Here is a 22,959-nt window from a genome sequence, read left to right as displayed (position 1 = left end):
TGGGATCACGAACAGACGAAACTGGCGGCATGAAAATCAAACTGGATACACCTTAAATGTGCCGCGAAACGGTCCGAACAACCGAGACCACTTCATATTGCGTTGAAGGTCTTTTCGAAAACTACCGTTCGTTCTTGTTTGCTGGCCTCATTGCTCTGGTTGTCGTGCTGGGATGGCGACTAATTGCAGGTCCTCCGCAGAGGAGCGAAGCAAACGAAGGTCCAATACCATTTTGTCCGGCATCACTTGTGGTTCATGTGTGGGCATTTGGTGGGGTTTTGTTGATCTCCGATGGAAAAGACCAGTTTTCGGATATGAGAGGGGTGGTTTTTCTGGTTTCGGATCTGATGATGATCGGAGCAATTTTCGCATCAGTTCTAGGCTGTTTTTTGGCAGCTATGCCCGGCAGGCAAGTAAGGTAAGGAGGGGAAGGGAAGGTGCCTTTTGGGCCCATAATTTCAGGGCACCATATCTAATTAGACCTTTGGTCTCGCGCCCGGATTTTTCCTTTTTTAAAATGCGGCCTGTTCTTTGCGCCAGCTTCTCTAAGAAAGCATCGTGTCCCAAGGGGATGCGGGCTAACTGTATGCTGTCGGGAAGGCGTCTTTTTAACAAAGAAAGATGGCACTGATAATCACTCGCCCTGTAATTGCAAATAAGTTGCAATTACCATAAAAATCAATGACTTATCTGTGCTGTTGGCGTATAGTCTCTGCCAAGGCCTGGCCGGTTGCGGAAAACCGGGCCGCGCAATAATCAATTCAAGAAGGTGGAAGAGACATGAAGGGCAGCAAGAAGGTCATCACAGCCTTGAACAAGGTGCTCGCCAATGAACTTATCTCGATCAACCAGACATTCCTGCATTCCCGCATGGCCAATGACTGGGGCTTCGATGATTTTGGCGAGAAGGAATATAAAAAATCCATCAAGGATATGAAGCAGGCGGATGACCTGATTGAGCGTATCCTGTTCCTGGAAGGGCTGCCGAATCTCCAGGATCTGGGCAAGCTCCGGATCGGTGAGGATATCGAAGAGATCCTGAAATGCGAGATGCAGCTCAATACACCCACCTTGAAAACCCTGCGTGAGGCCATCGCGCTTTGCGAAACAGAGGAAGATTACGTATCCCGGGATCTGCTGGAAGAGATCATCGAGGATGAAGAGGAATGGCTGGATTGGCTGGAGACCCAACAGGGGCTCGTCAAACTCACCGGCATCAAAAATTATCTGCAATCCCAGGCCTGAGGATAAGGACCCATGAAAGGTAACAAGAAAGTCATCGACGCGCTCAATATGCTGTTGACCGGGGAACTGTCCGCCGCCGACCAGTATTTCGTTCATTCCCGCATGTATCATGACTGGGGCCTCAATGAGCTCTATGAGCGGCTCAAGCATGAGCAGGAAGAAGAGCTGGAGCATGCCGCCCGCCTGGTGGAGCGCATCCTGTTCCTGGAAGGCACGCCGGATGTGGCCTCCCGCGAGGCGCTGCGCATCGGCAAGGATGTGCCCTCCATGATGAAAAACGACCTGGTTTATGAATTGGAGGTCGGGGCCAACCTGAAAAAGGTGATCGCGCTTTGTGAAAAGGAGCAGGATTATGTGTCCCGTGAATTGCTGGTCAGCCTGCTAGAAGACACGGAAGAAGACCATACCTATTGGCTGGAAAAACAGCTGGGCCTGATCGACAAGATGGGTCTGGAAAACTATGTTCAGTCCAAAATGGGTTCCGGCGACCCCACCTGACGGGTTGGTTGGATCAGGAACAAAGACAAAAAGAGAAAGGGCCTTTTCGGAGGCCCTTTTTTTATTGGGAAGCCAATGGGGGCGGGGGCGGGTGAATTTGCGTGATTTTTGTAGTATGCTTATGTCTCTGGTTGGCATTCATGGCGGGATGTGAGGATGACAAGAATAATCGCGATAGCCTGTGGTCTGTTCAGTTTATGGCTGTCGTCGGCGCGCGCGGAAAGCGATCTTTTGATCATCACCGAAGACTGGCCGCCCTATAATTACGCCGGGTCAGACCGGGTCGAGGGGTTTTCTGCGGATATCGTGCGGGCGATCATGGGCGAGTTGGGGGAGGTGCATGACATTGTCCTTTATCCCGGCGCGCGCGGCCATGCAATGTTGGACCGGTTGCCCAATGTCATGAATTTCTCGCTTTTCCGCACGCCGGAAAGGGAGGGGAAATATAAATGGATCGGGCCGCTTTCAAACGATGCGGTTTATTTTTATCAGCATAAATCCGATCAAAGACAGTTTCGCTCGCTCGATGATGTGCGCAGGGTTGCACGGGTGGTCTCTCCCCATCGTGGCCTGGTGGCCGACCGGCTGGGCGAGATCGGTCTTACCAATCTCTGGTCAACCCCGGAAAAGAACCGTCAGTTGAACGAGGTCTTGAACCGGCGCGCCGATCTGGTGGTGAACCTGGCGCATATGGGGATGGTTTTCTCCCTGCGTGAGCTGGGCCAGCCGGTGGATGCTTTGCGCCAGACGGAAGTCAAGCTGATAGAGTTTCCCCTCTATATCGCCTGTTCGAAAGAAATCCCGGATCAGGTAGTCAGCCGTTGGCAAGGTGCCCTGGACCGGTTGCGGGCCAGTGGCGAATATGACCGGATTCATCAGGCTTATCTGAACTGAAAGCCAGTCGCTCAGACCAACTTTTTATACATATAAGTGGTGGCCTCCAGCCGGTTTTCCTCCGGTGCGCGGCAATAGTCGGGGATGACGCCTGCCACAGAAAACCCCAAGGACGCATAAAGTGGCTCGGCACTGTCGCCGGTGCGGGTGTCGAGCGTCAACAGGGTTTTGGCAAGGGTGCGCGCGTCCTTCTCTGCCGCTTGCATCAATTGACGGGCCAGGCCGCGTCGCCGGAAATCCGGGTGGACCAAAAGCTTGGCAATCTCCGCCCGGTGGGGCTGGTTTTCCGGCAGGCCGGTGATCAGCTGCACCGTGCCGACCGCCCGGCCATCCAGGCTGGCGATCAGAAGGCGGCGGTTGCCCTTTTCCACTTCCGGGAAGACCGATCCCGTCCAGAATGCCCGGCTCTTACCATCATCATGGGGCAGGATGAAACCAACACTGGCGCCGTCGAGAACAGTGGCGGTCAAAATCTCTGAAAGCCCGGCCAGATGCTGGTTCAGCAGATCAGGGGCAATGGTTTGTATCTTGGCAGTTTCCATAGGATCTCTCACAACAAGACCAGGAGATAGCGCGCACCGCTGTCGGGCGGGGTCTGGAAACGGCTGGTATCCTTCAATAGATAACGCAGGCAGTCACCGTCCTCCAGGGAATGGCGGACATCATCGAGGCTAACCTCCAGCCGGCCTTCCAGCATGATCAGATGATGTTCCATGCCCATGCGTGTCGGGCGGTCATAGATGAGTTGGCGGTCGGGCTCGATCCGGCCTTCAATCACTTCTGCTGCCAGGGATGCCGATGGCGGTGAAACCATGCGCCGGGTAAAGCCGTTGGCCTGGTCCGTCCACTCTTCCTGGGCGTCACGGGGCAAATGGGGCTGGAAGACCTGTTCCACAGACATCATCAGGCGGGTGAGGGTAATGCCATAAGAGCTGCAGAGTTTGCCAAGGATATCTGTGGTCGGGCTGACATCGGCATTTTCCAGGCGCGAGAGTGTTGCCCGGCTAACGCCGCTTGACCCGGCCAGTTGATCCAGGGACCAACCCCGATCCTGGCGTAACTCTTTCAGGCGCCCGGCAAGGCGTGTGGCGAATGCATCTGGCATCGCTTATTCCATATATGAAAATAATTCTCTGATATGGAATATCTTTAATGCAAATCTCTGTCAATCCATGCGGATCAGGGCGGAGAAGCCAGGATCGTCGAGGGGCGCGCTTTCCGGTTTGAGCAGGGCGCGGGCGCGTAAATCCTCCAGCGGGATATCCTGTGGCAGCAGGCCTTCTTCCTGGGCAAGGCCGTCGGAAAAACCGGGCAGCAGTAACCGGTAATCCAACCAGCGCTGGAACCAGGAAAGCCCGGTCGCATGGGCGGTCAGGCTCGACGTGCAGTTGTCGGTCAGGGTGTTGTAAAATTCCGGCGCTGCAGACAAATCCGCCACCCGCTGCATCAGGGCGCGAAACAGGTTCTTTTGCGTTTGCGGCGAAAGGTCCAGCGGATAAAACAGCACCCGTTCTGCGCGCGGATGCAGGCGGCTGCCGATGGAATCCTGCTCCGTGGTCAGTAGAAAGATCAGCTCATATTCACGCATCAATCCGCGCACCGGGCTATAGCTCTCGCCCTGTTCCATGCGGGCTTCCACGGAAACCACGAGCGGGGGCTGATTTGTGAATTCGAAACTGAGGAAGGTGTGGGCGATCCCATAATCGGTGAAATGGGAAATGCCCAGCCACAGGGACTTCAGATTTGTGAGATCATATTCCCGATCCAGATAGCGGTTCTGGAGAATGTCGCCATTAGGGGCAAAGCGGAAATCCCGGATTTGATTGATCCGGTAGAGATCTCCTTCGGCCTGGACTTCGGGCAGGCGCAGATAATCCGGTTTCCAATCCCGGTCCTGGGCGGGGGTTTTGGAAAAGACTATCACGATCAGCAATGCGATCGCGAGGCCGGCCAGGGCCAGGGTGAATTTGAAAAATGTCATCGTGGGCCGTTTGCTGACGCGTTCCTCTCGCCACCTGTTTGGCGGCAAATAAATCTCTTGTTTTTCTTGAGATAATTGATGCTATTGATGATACAAAAAAAGGCAATCAATAAAAAAATACTGACGGAGGTCACGGTGGCATCAGCTGCGGACAAACATCGCTGGGTTGTTTGCTTGCTCCCAGTAATGATGCAGTTGGTCATCGGCTCGCTTGTGGGGCTGGAACCGGTGACATTCCCTGATTCTTCCAGCTATATCCATTTTTCCGATGTTCGGAATGTGGGCTATCCTTACTTCATCCATGGCCTATTCTCGTTGGGAGGGGATTTACGCACCGTCGTGATAGCCCAACATCTGCTTCTGGTACCGGCAACGATCTATCTTACCTTTTCAGTCCTCAAATTGACCGACAGTAATTGGATGGCCGCGAGTGTGGCTTTGCTGGTTTTGCTCAATCCCTTCACGATACAGTTTCATAATCAGATCCTGACAGAATCCCTGTTTTTCAGCTTATCGGTCATCTTCCTTGCTGCCCTTTGTCAGGTCTCTCATAACGGTGATCTTCGGCATGCCGTCGTCATGGGGGGCGCCTTGGCGCTGGCAATTGCGATCAAACCGATTGCCTATGCCTTTCTGCCGATCATTCCGATGATGCTCTGGATCAATTGGCCGCTTCTCAAAAGCAGGCCGGTTAAATTCCTTCTATATGCACTCATGCCAGTCGTGGCAGGATTAATTGCGGAAAATCTCGCCCATCATTACCGACATGGGCAGGAGGCAAGAATATCTCTCGCCCCGATCCATCTCTTTGCCAAGGGAAGCCTTGTTGCTTCCAACGGGGAGAACCCTTTTGAAGCGGATGATCCCGCCTATCAGCTATGGCAGGTGGTCGAACGGGATTTTGCTCCGGTGCGCGACCTGATCCGCTCGTCCCCCACCCTACCGGCGGAAAGTTATCTCTCGGCAAAATACGAAGTTTTTGCGCAATATCAGTTTGCCCGTCAAGAGATCGCCCAGGCGGCAGATTCCGCCGGCATTTCCTCCAGTGAAATGATGAAAAAGGTCGGCGTTGAACGTCTTTTGCAAAATCCCCTCGGATATGTGCGCTTGGTGGCGCTTAACTTCTATTCCGTATGGACTTTCTACGTGGCAAGCCACCCATGGAGTTATGCGGAGATCAACCATTATCAAGAGGCGCTGATGCCGCTCCCCTTTGCCGAAGGGGCCGGTTTTCCGGAAGTGATTCGTCCGGTTAAAACGGCCTATATCATATTGCCGGCCATCTGGTCAGTCGCCGCCGCAGCGTTGGGGGTGATTGTCTTTGGGATCATCAGTTTGCTGCGCGGAAAAGAGATGACGAGCCGTTTCCGGGTGATGCTGACGGCCTCGCTGCTGATGCACGGCTATTGTCTGCTGGTGGCGCTGACCGGCATTGGCATCGCGCGATATGCCCTATCCCTTTGGCCTTTCATGGTGATGACCTCTCTATTGTTGGTTCTTCAATTGCACCATAAGAAACGTTGAGGCGGTTTGGTGTGGGAAGATCCGAGGGCTGTTCAAGTGCTTTGAGGAGGCTTGGTGTTGAAAAAGCCTGCAGCAGGAATTTTGACGGAACGAACAGGAAAGGTGTTGGGCCTAGCAATACCTGTCATTCATGGAAAAGGTGGTGATCCCGACTGGATTCGAACCAGTGGCCTACAGATTAGGAATCTGTCGCTCTATCCTGCTGAGCTACGGGACCCCACTTCCGCTTCATAACCCAACCCGGTCCGGGCATCAACCTGTTTGCGCGCGAACCGGGGAGGGGGCTTTTCTGATCGGATATGGGATTGCCAGGCTCAGCCCGCCTTGGGCAGGGCTTCCGGCTCGGGGGCATAAAAGCGGTCGCCATCCAGCAGGCATTTTTTATGCAATGGCGGCTTATCTGCATATTTGGCATAAAGCGGTTTGAAATCCACCTTGCTGGCGTCGAATAGGTCCTGGTAATCCTCGATCACGAAATAGGTCTGCTGATAGCTGTCGATATCGTAATCGGTCTGCATGATCCGGTCGATGTCAAAGCCGATCCGGTTGGAGGCGGGACTGGTCAGGGAATGGACGGTTTCCCCGGAGGAGGACAGGATGCCCGCGCCAAAAATCCGCAGGCCCGCATCGGTTTTGATCAGGCCAAATTCCACCATGTACCAATAGAGCCTGGCCAGGCATTTCAGCCCGCCATGTTTGATCGCTTCCGGCCCCTTGCGGCCATAGGCTTCCAGGAAATCGGCAAAGACCGGATTGGACAGCAGCGGCACATGGCCGAAGAAGTCGTGGAAAATGTCGGGTTCGACCAGATAATCAAATTCCTCCGGCTCGCGCAGCCAGACGGTTACCGGGAAACGGCGGTTGGCCAGATGATCGAAAAACACATCATCCGGCACCAGGCCCGGCACCGCCACCAGGCGGAAACCTGTGAGCGCCTGCAGGGTGTCGCTGGCCTTTTCGAGGTCGGGAATGCCGTTGGCGCAATCCAGTTTTTCCAGGCCTTCGATGAATTCAGGCGCGGCATGGTCGGGCATCAGGCCGATCTGACGGCGGTAAAGCCTGCGCCAAAGCTGATGTTCGGCCTCGCTGTAGGCGGCCATATCCTGTTCGACCGTCCAGTCATCGCGCATATGGGTGTAATCGCCGCGCAGGTTTTCCGTGTCCATTTCCATCTTCTCCCGGTTCTGGCTTATCGGTTTTTATTGCTTGTGCAAATTCTACCATCCGGGCCGGGTCATTTTGTGACTGATATTGGCAATGATGGCGAAATATGGTCATATTGTGACCTGAATCATGAATTTGGAGATGATCATGACCGTTTCGGGGCTCAGCAAAACCGATGTGCGCATTTTGCGTGAACTGCAAAAAGACGGCCGGATCAGCAATGTCGACCTGGCGGAAAAGGTCGGCATGGCCCCCAGCCCCTGCCTGCGCCGGGTGAAGGCCTTGCAGGAAAAGGGCATGATTGACGGCTATACCGCCCGGCTGAACCGTAAGAAACTGGGACTGGGGGTACAGGCGGTCTGCATGGTGAAACTGCATGACCATGCAGAAGAGGCGGTGGCGCAATTTGTCGAGGCGGTGACCGCGATGCCGGAGGTGACGGCCTGTTATTCCATGACCGGTCGATCGGATTTCATGCTGATGATCTATGCAACCGATCTGGAAAACTATGGCCGGATCGCAACCCATCGCCTATTGCGCCTGCCCAACGTCCAGGATGTGGAATCAGGCCTGGTCCTGGAAGTGCTGAAAGGCGACAGCGGCCTGCCCCTGAACCATCTGTCCCCGGCCGGATAGCGGTTGAACCGCGCCGTTATCCGATCCTTTACGTTTGGCTGATAGGATTTCGGCCAAAACAGTGAGAAGGAGAGGGACAGTGACGCGGCAGGTTGCCCTAATTCTTGGTCTGGCGGCGGCCATTATATTCAGTCCCATTGCGGGGGGGGCACTGGCCTGCGACAAGGTTTTTTCCATCTATTATGTCACGGATTACCGACCCTATAGCGGGCAGGACGACAATGGCGACTTGTCAGGCTTTGACAATGCACTGGTCCAGGCGGTGATCCGTGCCATGGGCTGTGACTATGAGATGGTGACCCTGCCCTGGAAACGCGGCCTCAGCTATGCGGAACAGGGTAAGCTCGATATTGTTCCCTATGCCTCCGTCACCCCGGAACGGGAGGCATTTGCCCGATTTTCCATTCCCTACCGCTATGAAAAAGTCGGCATGATCGTCCGGGCCGACAGCCGGTATGACATTAACAGCCTCGAGGATGTGGTGCGTCTCGGGCTGCGCATCGGCTATTACCAGGGCACCTATTGGGGGGAGGAATTTGAGACCTTCCGTGAAAGGGAAGACGCCCAAAACTATATTTTCCCCTATAGTAACAACAAGCAGGGGCTTCAGCTGGTGCTGAAGAACCGGGTTGATTTGCTGATCGGCGATCCGGCGGTCCAGCTTTATGAGGCACGGCAGTTGGGGATTGGGTCGCAACTGCGGGATCATGCCTATGTTCTGCGCCGCAGCCCGGTTCATTTCCTGGCGAGCCGGAAGACCGTCTCGGCTTCTATGATGAAGCGATTCAATGATGAATTGCGGCAATTGATGCTGCAGCCCGATTATCAGGAAACCTATGGCCCGGCCGCACTGGAACGGGAGCTGATTGCACCGCCGGTGACGGAATAGCGGGCGGGGCTGCTGGGCCTATTGGTTTTGATCGCCGGGCCAGTGATCCGGCACGGGATCATAGCCATGCCCACCCCAGGGATTGCAGCGCACGATGCGCCTTAATCCCAGCCATCCACCTTTGATTGGTCCGAACCGGTCGATGGCTTCCAGCGCATAGGCCGAACAGGTTGGCACATAGCGGCAATGGCGGCCCAGGAAATAGGAAAGCGTATAGCGGTAAAAGTAAATCAGCCCCTTGAACAAAAGGCTTATCGGGTCACGCCTGCTGCTGTTCATTTTTGCCGGCCTTCTGCGCGTCGACAGCTTTCAGGATCGCGTTGAACGGCAGCATGATCGAGGCATGGCGTGCCTTGTGGGCCCTGGCCGGTTCCAACACCGCCAATTCGGCCCAGTCGCCATCGGGGGCAGGGCCGTCATTTTTAAGCATATCTTCCATCTGGTCGCGCAGCGCGCGCATTGTGGTGACGGTCTGGCCCCGCACCGTATTGGCAACGATGGCGGCGGCGCTCTGGCCCAGGGCGCAGGCGCGCACCTGCTGGCCATAGTCTGTGATCACCTCGCCATCCAGCTTGAGATCCACCTTGATTCGGCTGCCGCATAGCGGGCTGTCCAAAGTCGCGCTGGCATCGGCCACCTCCAGGCGGTTGTCTTTCTTGAGGGATTCAGCCAAGGCAAGAATGCGGCTGTTATAGAGTTGTTCAAGCATTGCTGCCTCGGAAATTGCCAGATCCTGATCATATCATGGCTGGTGAAAAAATTCCGCCCCTACATGGCGGAATGGCGCTCACAGGCCAGTTCTTTGACCTCATATTGTTGACTTGGGGCCCCATTGCAATGATATATCGCCCCAGCATTTGATTTTCTTGTGCGGGTTTTTCCGCCCGGGCGCAAATAACAGAAAGTTCAAGACTCATGGCTGATGCGGTAAAAAAACCGGAATTGGTGGCCAATCGCCCAACCCGTGAAGAGGCCGAAGCCGCCGTTAAGGTGTTGCTGGCCTATACCGGTGATGATCCGGAGCGTGAGGGCCTGCGCGACACGCCTAAGCGTGTTGTCAAAGCCTATGACGAGTATTTCGTCGGCTATCAGCAGGATCCGATCGAGATTCTGCAGCGCACCTTTGGCGAGACTGACGGTTATGACGAGATGGTCATGCTGCGCGACATTCCGTTTGAATCCCATTGCGAACATCATATCGCACCGATCATTGGCCGGGTCCATGTGGCCTATCTGCCGAGCGAGCGTGTGGTCGGCATCTCCAAGCTGGCCCGCGTGGTTGAGGCCTATGCCAAACGCCTGCAGACCCAGGAGATCATGACCGTCCAGATCGCTGATGCCATTAACGAGGCTCTGAAACCCCAGGGCGTTGCCGTGGTGATTGATGCGGTTCATCAATGCATGACCACAAGAGGCATTCACAAGCCCGGCGTTTCCACCGTGACCAGCCGCATGCTGGGCGTGTTCCGGTCCAACCCGGAAACCCGCGCTGAATTCCTGGCGATGATTGAATAAGGCGTTGTCGGTCAAAACTGTTGTGATGGGGCTGTCCGGTTCGGGCGGCCCTTTTTTGTTTGAATAATCGTCACCACTGTTAAAGTGGCAACGAATTTCCAATCGGGAAACGGTGTACACCGCCCTGGATCCGGCTCGGAGGCCGGGACGAAAGTGGGTAATTGAAATCACATCATCCCGGACCTGATCCGGGAGCCAGGGTCGTATGGCACCCGGTATCAGCGGTAACAGGAGAGGGGCAATCACATGACTAAGGACAAACCCGGTTTCGAGACATTGGCCCTGCATGCGGGCGCGGCCCCGGACGCAACGACCGGTGCGCGCGCAACCCCGATTTTCCAGAACACATCCTATGTGTTTGACAGCGCCGAGCATGCGGCCAGCCTGTTTAACCTGCAGGAACCGGGCTTTATCTATTCCCGCCTGACCAATCCGACGGTGGCCGTCCTGGAAGAGCGCATGGCGGCGTTGGAAGACGGGATTGGTGCGACGGCCACTGCCAGCGGCCATGCGGCCCAGATCCTGGCGGTTTTTCCACTGATGGCGCCGGGGGATGAGGTGATCGCCTCGAACCGGCTCTATGGCGGCTCGATCAACCAGATGGCCCATACCTACAAGAAATTCGGCTGGGTCACGAAATTCGCCGACGCCACAGATCCCGAGAGTTTCGCCGCGAATGTGACGGACCGGACCAAAGCGATCTTCATCGAAGGACTGGCCAACCCGGGCGGGGTTGTGCTGGATATCCGGAAAATCGCCGATATCGCCCATGAGGCGGGCGTGCCGTTGATTGTCGATAATACCCTGGCCACCCCCTATCTGTTGCGGCCGTTTGAACATGGCGCGGATATTGTGATCCATTCCACCACCAAGTTTCTCTCCGGCCAGGGCAACGCGCTGGGCGGTGTGGTTGTGGATTCAGGAAAATTTGACTTCACTCAGAATGGGAAATTTCCGGCCCTTTCGGAACCGGCACCCGAATATCACGGCCTGACCTTTGCCGAGACCTTCGGCAATTTGGCTTATACCATGTATGGCCATGCGGTGGGCTTGCGCGATCTGGGCCCGGCGCAGCAGCCGATGAATGCCTTTCTGACCCTGAACGGCATCGAAACCCTGCCACTGCGTATGGAGCGCCATTGCGCCAACGCGTTGGAGGTGGCGCGCTATCTGGAGGCGCATCCCGCCGTTTCCTGGGTGTCTTATGCCGGTTTGAAATCCTCGCCCTTCAACGATATGGCGAAAATATATCTGGAAAAAGGGGCGGGTGCGGTCTTTACCTTCGGGTTGAAAGGCGGATATGAAGCGGGGATATCCCTGGTGGATTCGGTGGAGTTGTTCAGCCATCTGGCCAATATCGGTGATGCTAAATCCCTGATCATCCATCCGGCCTCGACCACGCATAATCAACTGGAAGATGCGCAGAAAGTGGCCGCCGGGGCCGGCCCCGATGTGATAAGGCTTTCCATCGGGCTGGAAACGGTCGCCGATCTGATCGCGGATCTGGATCAGGCCCTTGCCCGCGCCGTGGATTAGTTTAGGTTACACGCCAGTAATCTGGCATTTGTCATAAGGAATGAATTTGATGAGCAACCTGTTTCTGGATCTCCTGGAAAAGCGTGACTATCTGGTCGCTGACGGTGCCATGGGCACCAGCCTGTTCAAACGCGGCCTGCAGACCGGGGATGCACCGGAATTGTGGAATGTGGATCACCAGGACCGGGTTGAAAGCGTGCATCAGGAATATGTCGATGCCGGTTCCGATATCATCCTGACCAACAGCTTTGGCTGTAACGAACATCGTTTGAAATTGCATAACGCGCAGGATCGCACCTATGAGCTGAATAAGGCCGCGGCCGAGCGCGCGCGTAAAGTGGCGGATGCAGCGGACCGCCCGGTGGTGGTGGCTGGCTCCATGGGCCCGACGGGCGAGATCCTGGAACCGGTCGGCGCACTTTCCATGGCCGATGCGGCCAAAGCGTTTGCCGAGCAGGCCCGGGGCCTCAAGGATGGCGGCGCGGATGTCTTGTGGATTGAAACCATGTCCAGCCGCGAAGAAAGCCAGGCGGCGGTAGAAGGGGCCAGTACGGTCGGCCTGCCCATCGTCACCACCATGACCTTTGACACGGCGGGCAAGACCATGATGGGGGTTTCCCCGCAGGATGCCTATACCCATCTGAGCGGCCTGGAAGTGAAACCGGCGGCGATCGGCGCCAACTGCGGCCTGGGCGCGACGGAAAGCGTGATCAGCCTGTGCGACATGACCGATATCGTGCCGGAAGGGGCCTGGATCGTGGCCAAGGCCAATTGCGGTATCCCGCAATATAAGGACGGCAAGTTCGAATTTACCGGCACGCCGGAACTGATGGCGGATTATGCGCGCATGGCCCGTGATGCGGGCGCGCGCATCATCGGCGGCTGTTGCGGGTCCGACGGCGCGGTGGTCAAGGCCATCGCCGATGCGCTCAAAGATTACACACCGGGCGGCAAGCCCAGCCAGGATGAGATCATCGCCAAACTGGGCGCGCTGACCAACATGCCTGCGGGCGGCGCCCACGGTCATGGCGGTGGCGGCGACGAAGAAGGCGGCCGGAAACGCCGCCGTCGCCGGGGGTAAGGCTAAGAGGAAGTACGATATGAAAGGCTAGGATTTTTCCTAGCCTTTCTTTTTGCGTGTTTCGAGGATGGAGATTTTCTGTACGCCATTTCTACGAATCGCATTATTATTGTTTAGAATTTCATTCAAAAATTGTGGAGATTAGAATGGCAAAAAAGTCTAATACACATCATGTCGTTCCAAACAACGAAAAAGGCGGTTGGGATGTGAAACGTGGTGGAAGCGATCGCGCTTCAAGTCACCATAGTACGAAAAAAGAAGCAGTCGATACTGCGAGAGAAGTAAGCCGCAATCAAAAAACAGAACTTAAGATTCATAACAAAGACGGGAAAATCTCTCAGAGCGATAGTCACGGGAATGATCCTTATCCCCCGGAAGGTTAAATGGATAGGGTAAAGATCTCACCCCCACCCAACAAACTCGTTATTTGCTGTTGAACGCCGCTCACCCTATCTCTCTTAGGACAGGGGCAATGATGTTTTTGAATGGGTGAAAGATGCGGAAAAAACTCCTTCTTCCGGTGGCTGTTGTCTGGGCTGTCGGCTTTGTCATGGGCAATGCCTTTTGGTATCTGGCCAGCCCCTTGTGGATTGACCGGGAGGTGTCCGAACGGCTGACCGGGGCGGATAGCCTGGAAACCCTGGCGGTGGGACAGTTTCGGGATGGTGATGCGGCCCATAAGGGCAGCGGCACCGCTACCTTGTATCGTGATCCCGCAGGCAATCAGTTGATGGCGCTGAGCGATTTCCAGGTGACCAACGGGCCGGATCTAAAAGTCTATCTGGTGGAAAAGGCGGATGTTGCCTCGGCGCGTGACGTGCTGGACAGCAATTGGATCAGCCTGGGCAATTTGAAGGGCAATATCGGCGACCAGAATTATCAACTGCCCCAGGACCTCTCCTTCAAACCCGGCTCGGTCGTGATCTGGTGTGAACAGTTTTCCGTGCTTTTCTCTGCGGCACCGCTTTCCTGATCTCCCCTACCCCTTCCCAGGAAGCCGGTGTCCGGGCGGCGGCCAATATGGTCTGCCGCCCCTCCCTGTTTACAGCCCCGGTTTGCCGCTGGAAACTTCCAAGCGCGTCCAGTCGGGCAGGCCATATTGCGCCATCAGGGGGGCGACACGTCCTTCTTTGAGGAAGGTTTTCATGCGGACGTCGAAATAGGCGCGCATGGCGCTGACCTCTGCTTTGAGTTCCGGGTTGGGGCTGAAGGCCATATAGACTTTGGCCAGCGAGACACAGCCCGCGACCCGAATATCCCGGTCCATACCAAAGCGCCTGGCGGCATAAATGGTTGAATTATAGGTGAACAGGAAGCTGGTGACCCGTTTGAGGCGCAACATATTCAGGCTGTTGCGCAGATAATGCGGGCCGTAGGTGGAAAAGTTAAACAGATCCTCGCGGGTATGGATGAAATCGTTTAACTCCTCAATCGAGGTATCAGCGGCAATCCCGGTCAAATGCCCTTCCAGGGATTCCGGTCCGTCAAAGGTCCAGGGGTTGGAGGCCAGCGAAAAGAAACACATACGTTGGTTGCCGATCTCATGGGCCGGATAGATCAGATCAGGGGCTTCGGCCTTTGCGGGCGAGAGCAGGGCATGGGCGCGCCCCAGCCGGGTATAGCCGATCGCCCGGGACCAGGGCAGCACAGTGACCTGCAGCTCATAAGGGCTGTCGCGGAATAATGCACGGACCGTGTCCATGATATAGCCTTCCAACCCATCCTTCTGGTCTTCGCCCTGGCACAGTTGAGGACACCAGTCGATGGAGGCGATCTTAAGTGGTGTTTTGGCCTCTTCAGCCAAGCCGATTTGCCAGGGTATCAGGCAGAAAATGCCAATCACGGCAATTCTGAAAAGGGGCGCTAAAGAGGCCAAGGATCCGCACATCAAAAACTCACCGCCCTAATAACCGGGAATGGTCAGAACATGATACGCCGAATATTCAATTGCTGGCAAATGCCTCTGCGGTCCGACGCCTATCAGAAGGGGGAAGTTGCCTCCACGGCCTTGCCGAAATTCATCTTTGGCGTTGCCAGGCATTGATTGACCAGTGCGGGCAGCACCTGGTTATTGGCGGCGAGCGCCACGGCCTTTTCCGTCTCTTTGCCCGCATAGGCGCTGTAATAGCCCAGCACCATCTCAATCAGATAGGGCATCTCGCTGGCTTTGCCCTGGTAGGCCGGTTCGCCCGCCCGGAAAACCTGGGCACAGGTTTTTTGAGGCCAGAGTGGCTTGCGCCGGTCCGGCCCGGTGGTTTCGGCCACCAGGGCGGTTTTGCGCAGAGCCTCGACCAGGCTGATATCCGGGGTGATGGCGCATTGGCGTGCCAGAAGCACCATATTGGTGCCCATGCTCTGGCCCGGGATCTGGCGCTTGTCCGTGGTCGCCAGGAAATAGCCCATGGCATAGAGATAGAGGCGCTGGTAATCCTTTTTCGGCAGGGAGAAAACGCCTTTAGCGGAATCAAAGACATCCCCGCAGGCCATTTCCGCATAATAGCAATTCGCCCGGCCGCAGGGCGTGTCATAGGCGCTCACGGCCAATTGGTCCGCGGGCACGCCGCTGATTTGGGCCAGCGCGTCAAAGGCCGCTTTGTTCAGGCTGTAGGTCTGGCCGACATCGACCAGGCTGTTGCCGGTTTTTTCTTTCAGCGCCAGGCCGAACTGATCCAGTGCCTGCCAGAAGCCATGGGACGGGCCATCCTTGAGGATCATTGCCTGGTTGCTTTTGCCCTGCAGCAGATGGGTCAGAACCGCGCGATCACCCGCAGATAGCCCTTCATACTGTTTTTTCAGGCGCGTGATATCATCCGGGTCGGCGCTGTGCACGGTGACGGTCCGCGTCTCGGTCGAGACATCGGCAACAATATCCTGTTGGTCCTGGGCACTTTGACAGCCCGCAGCCAAGACTAGGGCCAGGGCCGACACGGCCCGCCCGAACGCATTCAACTTCATAGATACCCCGCATCAATCGATATCGATTGGTGGCACAGTGACCCCTACATATCGGGTCCAAACTTTTTTGATGGCGGCTTTCTTGCCACAAATTTCCGAAAAGTTCAAGTTTTGTGCGGGATACAGGGTGAAACGCTGTTTGGCATGGCACCTGCAAGTTGAATGTCCAATAAACAGAAAAGAGCGCAATGCTCTCACAAATCGCTTGGTAACCGTAGGCACGATTTGCCTATGGGCAACTATATCCTATTGCCGGAGCAGGATTTTCCCGGCAGGAATTGCAAGGGGTTACAAGCGATGTGGAAGCAGAAGGCGCAAACCAGTGACAATGGCGCGGCGGCAGAATGCCCGAGCCTGGGCATTGTCATCCCCGCGCTTGATGCGGGGGAAGATTTTCCAAAGATTTTACAAAGCCTGCAGGAAGCCACCTGCCTGTTTGATCTGGATATTGTCGTGGTTGACGGCGGTTCCGGTGACGAGACGGTTCATCATGCGCAAAAGGCGCGCGCCCGTGTCTTGGAAACGGCCCCCGATCCGGCGGCGCAGATCCAGGCGGGCCTGGATATTGTCTTTGGCGACTGGCTGATGATTTTGGATGCAGGCACCATGCTGCGTCCCGGCTGGTCCACGGTGGTCCGGGCATTTGTGGAACAAAAGGGGGCCGAGAGATTTGCCGGCTATGGCAAGCTGGCGGTGCGTGAAGATGGCAAAATCCGGCGCGAGGATGGGGCGCTCTCCAAGCTGCGAAATCAATTTTCCGGCCTGCCGTTTCTGCATCAGGGCTTTATCCTACACCGGGGTTTGCTCAATCGCATGGGTGGTGTCATGGCGCTGGGCGGGCTTGACCGTATGACCATTGCCGGGCGGGTCGGACATAAACATCTGATCCCGCTGCCGTTCCAGGCCATTCAGGAAAGCGAAAGGCTACCCCGGGTCAGCTGGGGCGCGCGTTTGTCACGAGTCGCCGGCTGGCTCATTTTCGCGCTTTTGATGGTACCGCCCAGCGCGGTGGCTGACTGGACGAAATAGGCTTTTCAAACGACTTTCGTCATCCCGGACCTGCAGCAGGGGGTGAGTATGCTGCCCTGGCCCCTGGATCAAGTCCGGGGTGACGGCGGTGGCTGGTTTCAAGGGAAGGAAGCGGTTTATTCCGCCAGTTGCGGCCGTCCCATGGCAGTGGCGGTCAGGCGGCTTTCGATGAAAATCGCGCGCCCGCCGGGGCCGGTAGCTTCCCGACGGTCCTCGGTAACAGAGATATGGATATCATCCGCCCCGGCGTCAATGGCCAGTTTTTCCGCCCGTTCCCGTGCCAAGGCGGTGGCCTTTTCAACAGCTTCTTCAAGGGCGGGGAAATCAATATTCTCGCCAAAGCCGTGGACCCGGAAAAACTGATCTTCCGGCGCGGTGATCAGAACCTCCGCCTTCTGGCTGACACCGCCCGCAACCGCACCGACCGCGTTAGAGACATGGGCGAAATCCGGGCTGATGAATTTGGTGTTCAGGCGTTTGGCCACGTCCGCATAATAGGTGGCCGCCGGTGCGCCAATACCGATCAAAGGATGGCCCAGGGTCAGCGCCATGCCGATCTTATTGGCTTTTTCCGTTCCGGACAGCGCCATGCGGATCATTTTTTTGGCCAGTCCCTGGCCCTGGTCCACCATCTGGCCGAAGGTTTCATCCAACATGCTGTCAACCAGGGCCTCGGCCGTGCGGACAATCACCAGATTGCGGACCTGGGCGGCAAAATCCTCGGCATTTTCAGCGCAGGGCTGGTTCGGGCGGCGTTCGCGCTTGGCCCAGATGGCCGCGCCCAGTTCTGCCGCTTGCCGGTTCCAGCTATCCTGCAAGCCCAGGACATGGGATGCGTCAGACGGTGTGAAGCCGCTGATGATGGCCAGGCCTTTATCCACCAGACGGCGCAGCGGCTGTTCCGGGGACTGGCGACCCAAAAGTTCTTCCAGGCTGACCGGGCCTTTTTCCAACTGGTCCCAGATCGCAAGCTCACGCCAGGAATATTTCTCACGGGCCTCTTCTGGAATTTCGCGCAAGCGCATGGCGAACATGCCGTCATAGGTTTTGTGCCAGCCGCGTTTCAGCTGTTCTTCCAAGGTTGGGATGACATGGCCATATTCCTTGGCCAGCAGGGAGAGCGGCACCACGCGCCGGGGGCCGACGGTCAGTTCTTTCTCGTCATCGATCCTGATCTCGCTATCTCCGCCAAGGCCCACGGTATGTACCTCAACGGCGGCGACCATGGTGCGGTGGCCGTTGACGGTGGCACCGTTGCTGTTCAGCACGGGCTGGCCATCCTGCAACAGGGCGATATCGGTGGTGGTGCCGCCCATGTCGGAAATCAGCACATCTTTTTCCCCGGCTAGGAACTGGGCGCCGATTACGCTGGCGGCCGGGCCGGACAGGATGGTTTCCACCGGACGGCGCAATGCGGTATCAGCGGAAATCAGCGAACCGTCGCCCTTGACCACCATCAAGGGGCAATCCAGGTCCAGTTCCGCCTGGAACTCGCGCACGGCCAGGATCAACTGTTGGATCAGAGGCACCAGACGGGCATTCAAGACCGCAGTCAGCGCCCGCCGGGGCGCGTCCAGCGCATTGCTCAGCTCGTAGGAACAAGTGACCGGCAAGCCGCATTCCTCGCGGATGAGATCGCGGATCTGTTTTTCATGGGACGGGTTGCGCACGGCGAAATAGCCGGCAACGGCAAAGGCGCTGACTTTCTTTGCCTGCTCGCGGATAACGGCGCGGGCATGTTCGATATCCAGCGGTTCTTTTTCGTCTCCCTGGGCGCTATGCCCGCCTTTCAGGAAAATTACAGGGTCGGTCCCCATGACGGTTTTAAGACCGGCGCGTTCTAGGGTGGCGGCGGGCTGCCCGATCAGGATCAGACCGACGGAACCGCCATGATCCTCGACGATGGCATTGGTGGCCAGCGTGGTGGAGATGGAAATCAGCTTGATATCTTTGGGGTCAAGTTCGGGCTGGTCGGCCAGGACCTGTTTGGCGGCGGCATGAAGCCCATCGGAGAGCCGGTTCTTCGTGGTCAGGCTCTTGGAGGCCTGCAAAACACCTTTTTCCTCGTCAAACAAAACCGCGTCGGTATAGGTGCCACCGGTATCAATGCCCAGAAGAATGCTCATATTTTAACCCACATCGTCAGAATTCTAATCCGATCCCACTTAAGCAGAGGATCATGGGCGCGCAATGAAAAAAGACCGGATCAGTCTTCTTTTCCGGTCTTTTGTCAGTGCTTTGTCGCTCACAGAAAAATTCCCGGCAGAATTTACCCGTCCAGTTTGATTCTGGCGGCCAGTGCCATGCCGGTTTTTTCGGCCTGTGCGTTGGGGACCTGGCAGGTGCCGGCCGCCGCATGGCCACCACCGTGGAACGCCAGACATAATTCCCCGACATTGGTGTTGGAACTGCGGTTGAATATGGATTTGCCAATCGCAAAGACCGTGATGCCAGGCTCCCGCCCCGGCAGGATATGCATGGAGATATTGCAGTCGGGAAACAGGGTGTAGACCAGGAACCGGTTGCCGGGCCAGATCACCTCTTCATCGCGCAGATCAATCCGGACCAGGTTGCCATCCACGGTGGCGCAGCGTTTTAACTGGTCAATGCATTTTTCCTGCGAGGAAAGATAAACCTCGACCCGTTCTTTGACGTCAGGTTCTTCCAGGATTTCCAGGACCGGCTTGTTCCGGCACATCTCGATCAATTCCATCATCAGATCATAGTTTGAGATGCGAAACTCCTTGAAGCGGCCCAGGCCGGAACGCGCATCCATGATATAGTTTAACAGCATCCAGCCATCCGGATTGATGACATCATCCTGATTGAGCTGGGCGGCATCGCATTTATCGACCGCCTCCATCATCAGGGGGTCGATGCGTGGGAAAGCCTTTTCCTGACCATAATGATTCCAGACTACGCGGGCGGCGGATGGTGCATGGGCGTCAATAATGTGGTTGTCCCGTTTTCCGATGCGAACGGTTTCCGAATGATGATGGTCAAAGGCCAGATGCACACCTGGCACATAGGGCAGGTTGGTGGTGATATCCCCCTCGCCAATCTCAATCTTGCCATCCTGCATGTCTTTGGGATGGGTGAAAAATATCTCTTCGATCAGGTTCAACTCTCGCAGCAATGTCGCACAAACCAGACCGTCAAAGTCACTTCTTGTGACCAGGCGATAGCGGTTTTCGCTGCCTAAGCCACTTTTCGGGGTTTCGAGTGCGTGGACCATGGTTGCCAGTCCTCCCTATGCCATGCCTTCAGGATACGCCCGGAACCTTAACCATTGGTTACTAATGAGTGTTCGAATTTTGTTTGTGTATAAGCATTTATGGTTGTGTTTCTGGGAGGGAACCAGCTGTGTTTTTGTGATATATCTTGTGGGGCGGGGGCACAGTCGCTATGTGGGTGAGGTAAATTTGATCACAAAGGAAACAAGGATCATGTCCAGACAAACCCAGCGGCTCTCCCTCATGGCACCGTCGCCAGGCACCGAGCGGATGTTGATCACGCATTGCTATGGCACACCAGGGCAGGGGCCAAAGGTTTATATACAAGCGGCCCTTCATGCGGATGAATGGCCGGGCATGATGGCCCTGCAGCACTTGATCCCGCTGTTGGACGAAGCGGACGCTAAGGGTGAGATTGTTGGTGAGATCATCCTGGTGCCCTATGCCAACCCGATCGGTTTGGATCAACGGATCGGCGCAGCCGCAAGCGGTCGCTATTCTTTTGATGGTAGCGGCAACTTCAACCGGAACTGGGCGGATCTTTGTGCTGGTGCCAAACCGTTACTGGAGGGCAGGTTAACCGGGGATGTGACGCAGGATACCGCCCTTGTGCGCGATGCTTTCCGCACAGTGGTTGCCGACCAGGCGGCTGAAACGCCGGTGCAGGAATTACGCAAGATTCTGATGGGGCTATCCTGTGATGCGGATTATGTGCTGGACCTGCATTGCGATGGCGAGGCAACCGTGCATCTTTATGCCAATGAACGTCATGCGGAGACGGTGAATGCGCTGGCCCTGGATCTGGATTGTCCGGTGGTCCTGCTGGAATCCACGGCCGGGGGCGGTCCCTTTGATGAAGCCAATGCGTCCCCCTGGTGGCAGTTGGCCACTGAATTGGACGGGGCCGCGCATCTGCCCAATGCCTGTTTCTCCTGCACGGTGGAATTTCGGGGACGTCAGGATGTCAGTGATGCATTCGGGGCAAAAGATGCGGCGGGTTTGATGAGTTTCCTGCGCCGGGAAGGCGTGGTGAAGGGGGAACCATCGCCCCAGCGTGGCACGACTTTCTCCAACCCGCTGCAGGCGACCGATGTTGTGCATGCACCGGGGGCGGGCCTTATTTCCTATTGCCGTGACATTGGCGAAGAGGTTGAAAAAGGCGATGTGCTGGCGGTGTTGATTGATCCGACCGGGGTGAATGCCAGGATTGAGTTGAAAGCTGGTACCACGGGGATTTTCTTTGCCAGAGCGGACCAGCGATTGGTCCAGCCGGGTGACGGCGTGTTTAAAGTGGCCGGATCCGATATCCTGGACTACCGCAAGGAAGGGGCACTGTTGGAAGCGTGACTGCTAAACCCTCATTGATTTGACGCTAGCCCTCCGGTTCGTGCCGGGGGGCTTTGTCATTCTGACGGGGGCTGCAATATATCCGTAATATTAAATATTAATCCAATAAACAGGAAATCCGCCATTGCGGACAAAATTCCTGTATGATAGACGTGAGTCATGAAAACGGCATCCTACAGTGTTCGATGCCTTGCCTGTCCAACCATCATATGGGGATCGCATGATGAGCCAGCCCACGACTATGAAAGCCCTGGAAAAATCCCAGCCTGCTGAAGGTTTGTGGATGGTTGAGGCGCCGGTGCCGGAGATCGGTCATGATGAAGTGCTGATCAAAATCAATAAAACAGCGATCTGCGGGACCGATATCCATATCTGGAACTGGGACGACTGGGCCGCCCATACGGTGCCGGTGCCGATGATTGTCGGCCATGAATTTGCCGGTGAGATTGTCGAGATCGGCAGTGATGTGGAAGGCCTCACCATCGGGCAGCGCTGTTCCGGTGAAGGCCATCTGATCGGCCATGAGAGCCGCCAGAGCCGCTCGGGCAAGTTCCATCTGGATCCGGGCACCCGCGGCATCGGGGTGAATGTCCAGGGGGCTTTTGCCCAATATCTGCGCTTGCCTGCTTTCAATGTGGTGCCGCTGCCCGATGATATCCCGGATGAGATTGGCGCGATTCTCGATCCCCTGGGTAATGCGGTCCACACCGCGCTGAGCTTTGATCTGCTGGGGGAGGATGTCCTGATCACCGGGGCCGGGCCGATCGGAATCATGGCGGCGGCGGTCGCACGCCATGCGGGTGCGCGCCATGTGGTGCTGACCGATATCAATCCGGATCGGTTAAAACTGGCGGAAGATGTGGTGAAAAACCTGCGGACCGTTGATGTGAGCCGTGAAGACCTGGCGGATGTGACCCATGAATTGGGCATGAAACAGGGGTTTGATGTCGGGCTGGAAATGTCCGGCAGCCAGGCGGCGCTGGATCAGATGGTCGAAAACCTGGTTATGGGCGGTAAGATTGCCTTGCTGGGCATTCCGCCCGGAAAATCACCGGTGGATTGGTCGCGGATCGTCTTTAAGGCGATCACCATCAAAGGGGTTTATGGCCGTGAGATGTTTGAAACCTGGTACAAGATGATCGCCATGCTGCAAAATGGTCTGGATGTCTCACGGGTGATCACGCACCGGTTCGGAGTGGATGAATTCCGTGAGGGATTTGCCGCGATGAAATCCGGTCTGAGCGGTAAGGTGATCCTGGATTGGGAGTAACGGGCGCTTGACCGGCGGGGCCTGCTAAGAAATCCCTTGGAAGCCGCCATTGGCGGGTTGCCCGACTGTCCCAATTGCGGCATTAATGCGTGTTATTACGTATCCTGTCGGCGCGACGGGCGGTTTGTGGGGACGAACCTTACGTGCCTAAATCCGAAAAGG

24 protein-coding genes and 1 tRNA gene are annotated in these 22,959 nt (G+C 56.3%); 14 read left to right on the top strand and 11 right to left on the bottom strand.

Going from position 1 to position 22,959, the window contains the following annotated elements; all coding sequences use genetic code 11:
* Nucleotides 1–780: 780 nt before the first annotated feature.
* The 3 genes from bfr (DFP90_RS15585) to DFP90_RS15575 all read left to right on the top strand — a co-directional run bounded on the left by bfr (DFP90_RS15585) (nucleotide 781) and on the right by DFP90_RS15575 (nucleotide 2,637).
* The gene (gene bfr, locus DFP90_RS15585) at nucleotides 781–1,245 is read left to right on the top strand and encodes a bacterioferritin (protein WP_115937430.1); all 465 of its coding nucleotides are present in this window, start codon (nucleotides 781–783) and stop codon (nucleotides 1,243–1,245) included.
* A gap of 12 nt (nucleotides 1,246–1,257) precedes the next feature.
* Entirely contained in the window at nucleotides 1,258–1,743 is a 486-nt protein-coding gene (gene bfr, locus DFP90_RS15580; protein WP_115937429.1) for a bacterioferritin, read from the top strand.
* A gap of 156 nt (nucleotides 1,744–1,899) precedes the next feature.
* On the top strand, nucleotides 1,900–2,637 hold the full coding sequence (locus DFP90_RS15575; protein WP_115937428.1) for a substrate-binding periplasmic protein: 738 nt from the start codon (nucleotides 1,900–1,902) through the stop codon (nucleotides 2,635–2,637).
* Between the two features lie 11 nt (nucleotides 2,638–2,648).
* Here the strand turns inward: DFP90_RS15575 and DFP90_RS15570 are convergent, their stop codons facing one another.
* The 3 genes from DFP90_RS15570 to DFP90_RS15560 are packed head-to-tail and all read right to left on the bottom strand — an operon-like array spanning nucleotide 2,649 to nucleotide 4,618.
* Nucleotides 2,649–3,179, bottom strand: a complete 531-nt coding sequence (locus tag DFP90_RS15570; RefSeq protein WP_115937427.1) for a GNAT family N-acetyltransferase — start codon at nucleotides 3,177–3,179, stop codon at nucleotides 2,649–2,651.
* Between the two features lie 8 nt (nucleotides 3,180–3,187).
* Nucleotides 3,188–3,742, bottom strand: coding sequence for a helix-turn-helix domain-containing protein (locus DFP90_RS15565; protein ID WP_115937426.1), 555 nt, complete (start codon nucleotides 3,740–3,742; stop codon nucleotides 3,188–3,190).
* A gap of 60 nt (nucleotides 3,743–3,802) precedes the next feature.
* The gene (locus tag DFP90_RS15560) at nucleotides 3,803–4,618 is read right to left on the bottom strand and encodes a lipoprotein N-acyltransferase Lnb domain-containing protein (protein WP_115937425.1); all 816 of its coding nucleotides are present in this window, start codon (nucleotides 4,616–4,618) and stop codon (nucleotides 3,803–3,805) included.
* Nucleotides 4,619–4,804: 186 nt separating this feature from the next.
* Between DFP90_RS15560 and DFP90_RS15555 the strand changes: the two genes are divergently transcribed.
* Nucleotides 4,805–6,142: a hypothetical protein gene (locus DFP90_RS15555; protein ID WP_181905393.1), complete on the top strand. Its 1,338-nt coding sequence runs from the start codon at nucleotides 4,805–4,807 to the stop codon at nucleotides 6,140–6,142.
* Between the two features lie 140 nt (nucleotides 6,143–6,282).
* On the opposite strand, the gene DFP90_RS15550 is transcribed toward DFP90_RS15555, so the two are convergent.
* Nucleotides 6,283–6,359 (bottom strand) — tRNA-Arg (locus DFP90_RS15550).
* 97 nt (nucleotides 6,360–6,456) lie between these two features.
* Nucleotides 6,457–7,308, bottom strand: a complete 852-nt coding sequence (gene phhA, locus DFP90_RS15545; protein ID WP_115937449.1) for a phenylalanine 4-monooxygenase — start codon at nucleotides 7,306–7,308, stop codon at nucleotides 6,457–6,459.
* Nucleotides 7,309–7,453: 145 nt separating this feature from the next.
* Here phhA and DFP90_RS15540 point away from each other — a divergent pair, with 145 nt between their 5' ends.
* Both DFP90_RS15540 and DFP90_RS15535 read left to right on the top strand, forming a co-directional pair.
* A complete protein-coding gene (locus DFP90_RS15540; RefSeq protein WP_115937448.1) occupies nucleotides 7,454–7,942 on the top strand; it encodes an Lrp/AsnC family transcriptional regulator in 489 nt (162 codons plus the stop codon).
* A gap of 79 nt (nucleotides 7,943–8,021) precedes the next feature.
* Complete coding sequence (locus DFP90_RS15535) at nucleotides 8,022–8,831, top strand: substrate-binding periplasmic protein (RefSeq protein WP_181905392.1); 810 nt, start codon at nucleotides 8,022–8,024, stop codon at nucleotides 8,829–8,831.
* Between the two features lie 18 nt (nucleotides 8,832–8,849).
* On the opposite strand, the gene yidD is transcribed toward DFP90_RS15535, so the two are convergent.
* Both yidD and DFP90_RS15525 read right to left on the bottom strand, forming a co-directional pair.
* Nucleotides 8,850–9,110, bottom strand: coding sequence for a membrane protein insertion efficiency factor YidD (gene yidD, locus DFP90_RS15530; RefSeq protein ID WP_115937422.1), 261 nt, complete (start codon nucleotides 9,108–9,110; stop codon nucleotides 8,850–8,852).
* Nucleotides 9,091–9,540, bottom strand: a complete 450-nt coding sequence (locus tag DFP90_RS15525) for an iron-sulfur cluster assembly scaffold protein (RefSeq protein ID WP_115937421.1) — start codon at nucleotides 9,538–9,540, stop codon at nucleotides 9,091–9,093. Before DFP90_RS15525 ends, yidD begins: the two co-directional genes overlap by 20 nt.
* Before the next feature lie 206 nt (nucleotides 9,541–9,746).
* Between DFP90_RS15525 and folE the strand changes: the two genes are divergently transcribed.
* The 5 genes from folE (at nucleotide 9,747) to DFP90_RS15500 (ending at nucleotide 13,936) form a co-directional block, all read left to right on the top strand.
* A complete protein-coding gene (gene folE / locus DFP90_RS15520) occupies nucleotides 9,747–10,346 on the top strand; it encodes a GTP cyclohydrolase I FolE (protein ID WP_115937420.1) in 600 nt (199 codons plus the stop codon).
* 246 nt (nucleotides 10,347–10,592) lie between these two features.
* Nucleotides 10,593–11,882 (top strand): O-acetylhomoserine aminocarboxypropyltransferase, encoded by a 1,290-nt coding sequence (locus DFP90_RS15515; protein ID WP_115937419.1) that lies wholly within the window; start codon nucleotides 10,593–10,595, stop codon nucleotides 11,880–11,882.
* 49 nt (nucleotides 11,883–11,931) lie between these two features.
* Nucleotides 11,932–12,963 carry a betaine--homocysteine S-methyltransferase gene (gene bmt, locus DFP90_RS15510; RefSeq protein ID WP_218044695.1) on the top strand — a complete coding sequence of 344 codons (1,032 nt, stop codon included), beginning with the start codon at nucleotides 11,932–11,934 and terminating at the stop codon, nucleotides 12,961–12,963.
* A gap of 146 nt (nucleotides 12,964–13,109) precedes the next feature.
* The gene (locus tag DFP90_RS15505) at nucleotides 13,110–13,346 is read left to right on the top strand and encodes a DUF2188 domain-containing protein (protein ID WP_115937417.1); all 237 of its coding nucleotides are present in this window, start codon (nucleotides 13,110–13,112) and stop codon (nucleotides 13,344–13,346) included.
* A gap of 113 nt (nucleotides 13,347–13,459) precedes the next feature.
* Nucleotides 13,460–13,936: a DM13 domain-containing protein gene (locus DFP90_RS15500; protein ID WP_115937416.1), complete on the top strand. Its 477-nt coding sequence runs from the start codon at nucleotides 13,460–13,462 to the stop codon at nucleotides 13,934–13,936.
* A gap of 69 nt (nucleotides 13,937–14,005) precedes the next feature.
* Here the strand turns inward: DFP90_RS15500 and DFP90_RS15495 are convergent, their stop codons facing one another.
* Entirely contained in the window at nucleotides 14,006–14,851 is an 846-nt protein-coding gene (locus tag DFP90_RS15495; protein WP_115937415.1) for a type 2 periplasmic-binding domain-containing protein, read from the bottom strand.
* Between the two features lie 92 nt (nucleotides 14,852–14,943).
* Entirely contained in the window at nucleotides 14,944–15,918 is a 975-nt protein-coding gene (locus DFP90_RS15490) for a hypothetical protein (RefSeq protein ID WP_115937414.1), read from the bottom strand.
* Between the two features lie 297 nt (nucleotides 15,919–16,215).
* Here DFP90_RS15490 and DFP90_RS15485 point away from each other — a divergent pair, with 297 nt between their 5' ends.
* Nucleotides 16,216–16,947, top strand: a complete 732-nt coding sequence (locus DFP90_RS15485) for a glycosyltransferase (protein WP_181905391.1) — start codon at nucleotides 16,216–16,218, stop codon at nucleotides 16,945–16,947.
* A gap of 116 nt (nucleotides 16,948–17,063) precedes the next feature.
* Here the strand turns inward: DFP90_RS15485 and DFP90_RS15480 are convergent, their stop codons facing one another.
* Both DFP90_RS15480 and DFP90_RS15475 read right to left on the bottom strand, forming a co-directional pair.
* Complete coding sequence (locus DFP90_RS15480) at nucleotides 17,064–19,073, bottom strand: hydantoinase/oxoprolinase N-terminal domain-containing protein (protein ID WP_115937412.1); 2,010 nt, start codon at nucleotides 19,071–19,073, stop codon at nucleotides 17,064–17,066.
* Nucleotides 19,074–19,216: 143 nt separating this feature from the next.
* Nucleotides 19,217–20,182 (bottom strand): exopolyphosphatase, encoded by a 966-nt coding sequence (locus tag DFP90_RS15475; protein ID WP_115937411.1) that lies wholly within the window; start codon nucleotides 20,180–20,182, stop codon nucleotides 19,217–19,219.
* 211 nt (nucleotides 20,183–20,393) lie between these two features.
* On the opposite strand from DFP90_RS15475, the gene DFP90_RS15470 reads away from it, so the two are divergent.
* Entirely contained in the window at nucleotides 20,394–21,527 is a 1,134-nt protein-coding gene (locus DFP90_RS15470; RefSeq protein WP_181905390.1) for a succinylglutamate desuccinylase/aspartoacylase family protein, read from the top strand.
* Nucleotides 21,528–21,747: 220 nt separating this feature from the next.
* Nucleotides 21,748–22,797, top strand: a complete 1,050-nt coding sequence (gene tdh, locus DFP90_RS15465; protein WP_218044694.1) for an L-threonine 3-dehydrogenase — start codon at nucleotides 21,748–21,750, stop codon at nucleotides 22,795–22,797.
* Nucleotides 22,798–22,959 lie beyond the last annotated feature (162 nt).

This window comes from Aestuariispira insulae (assembly GCF_003385955.1).
Classification (GTDB): domain Bacteria; phylum Pseudomonadota; class Alphaproteobacteria; order UBA8366; family Aestuariispiraceae; genus Aestuariispira; species Aestuariispira insulae.
This window is presented reverse-complemented; position numbering and strand designations above follow the sequence as displayed.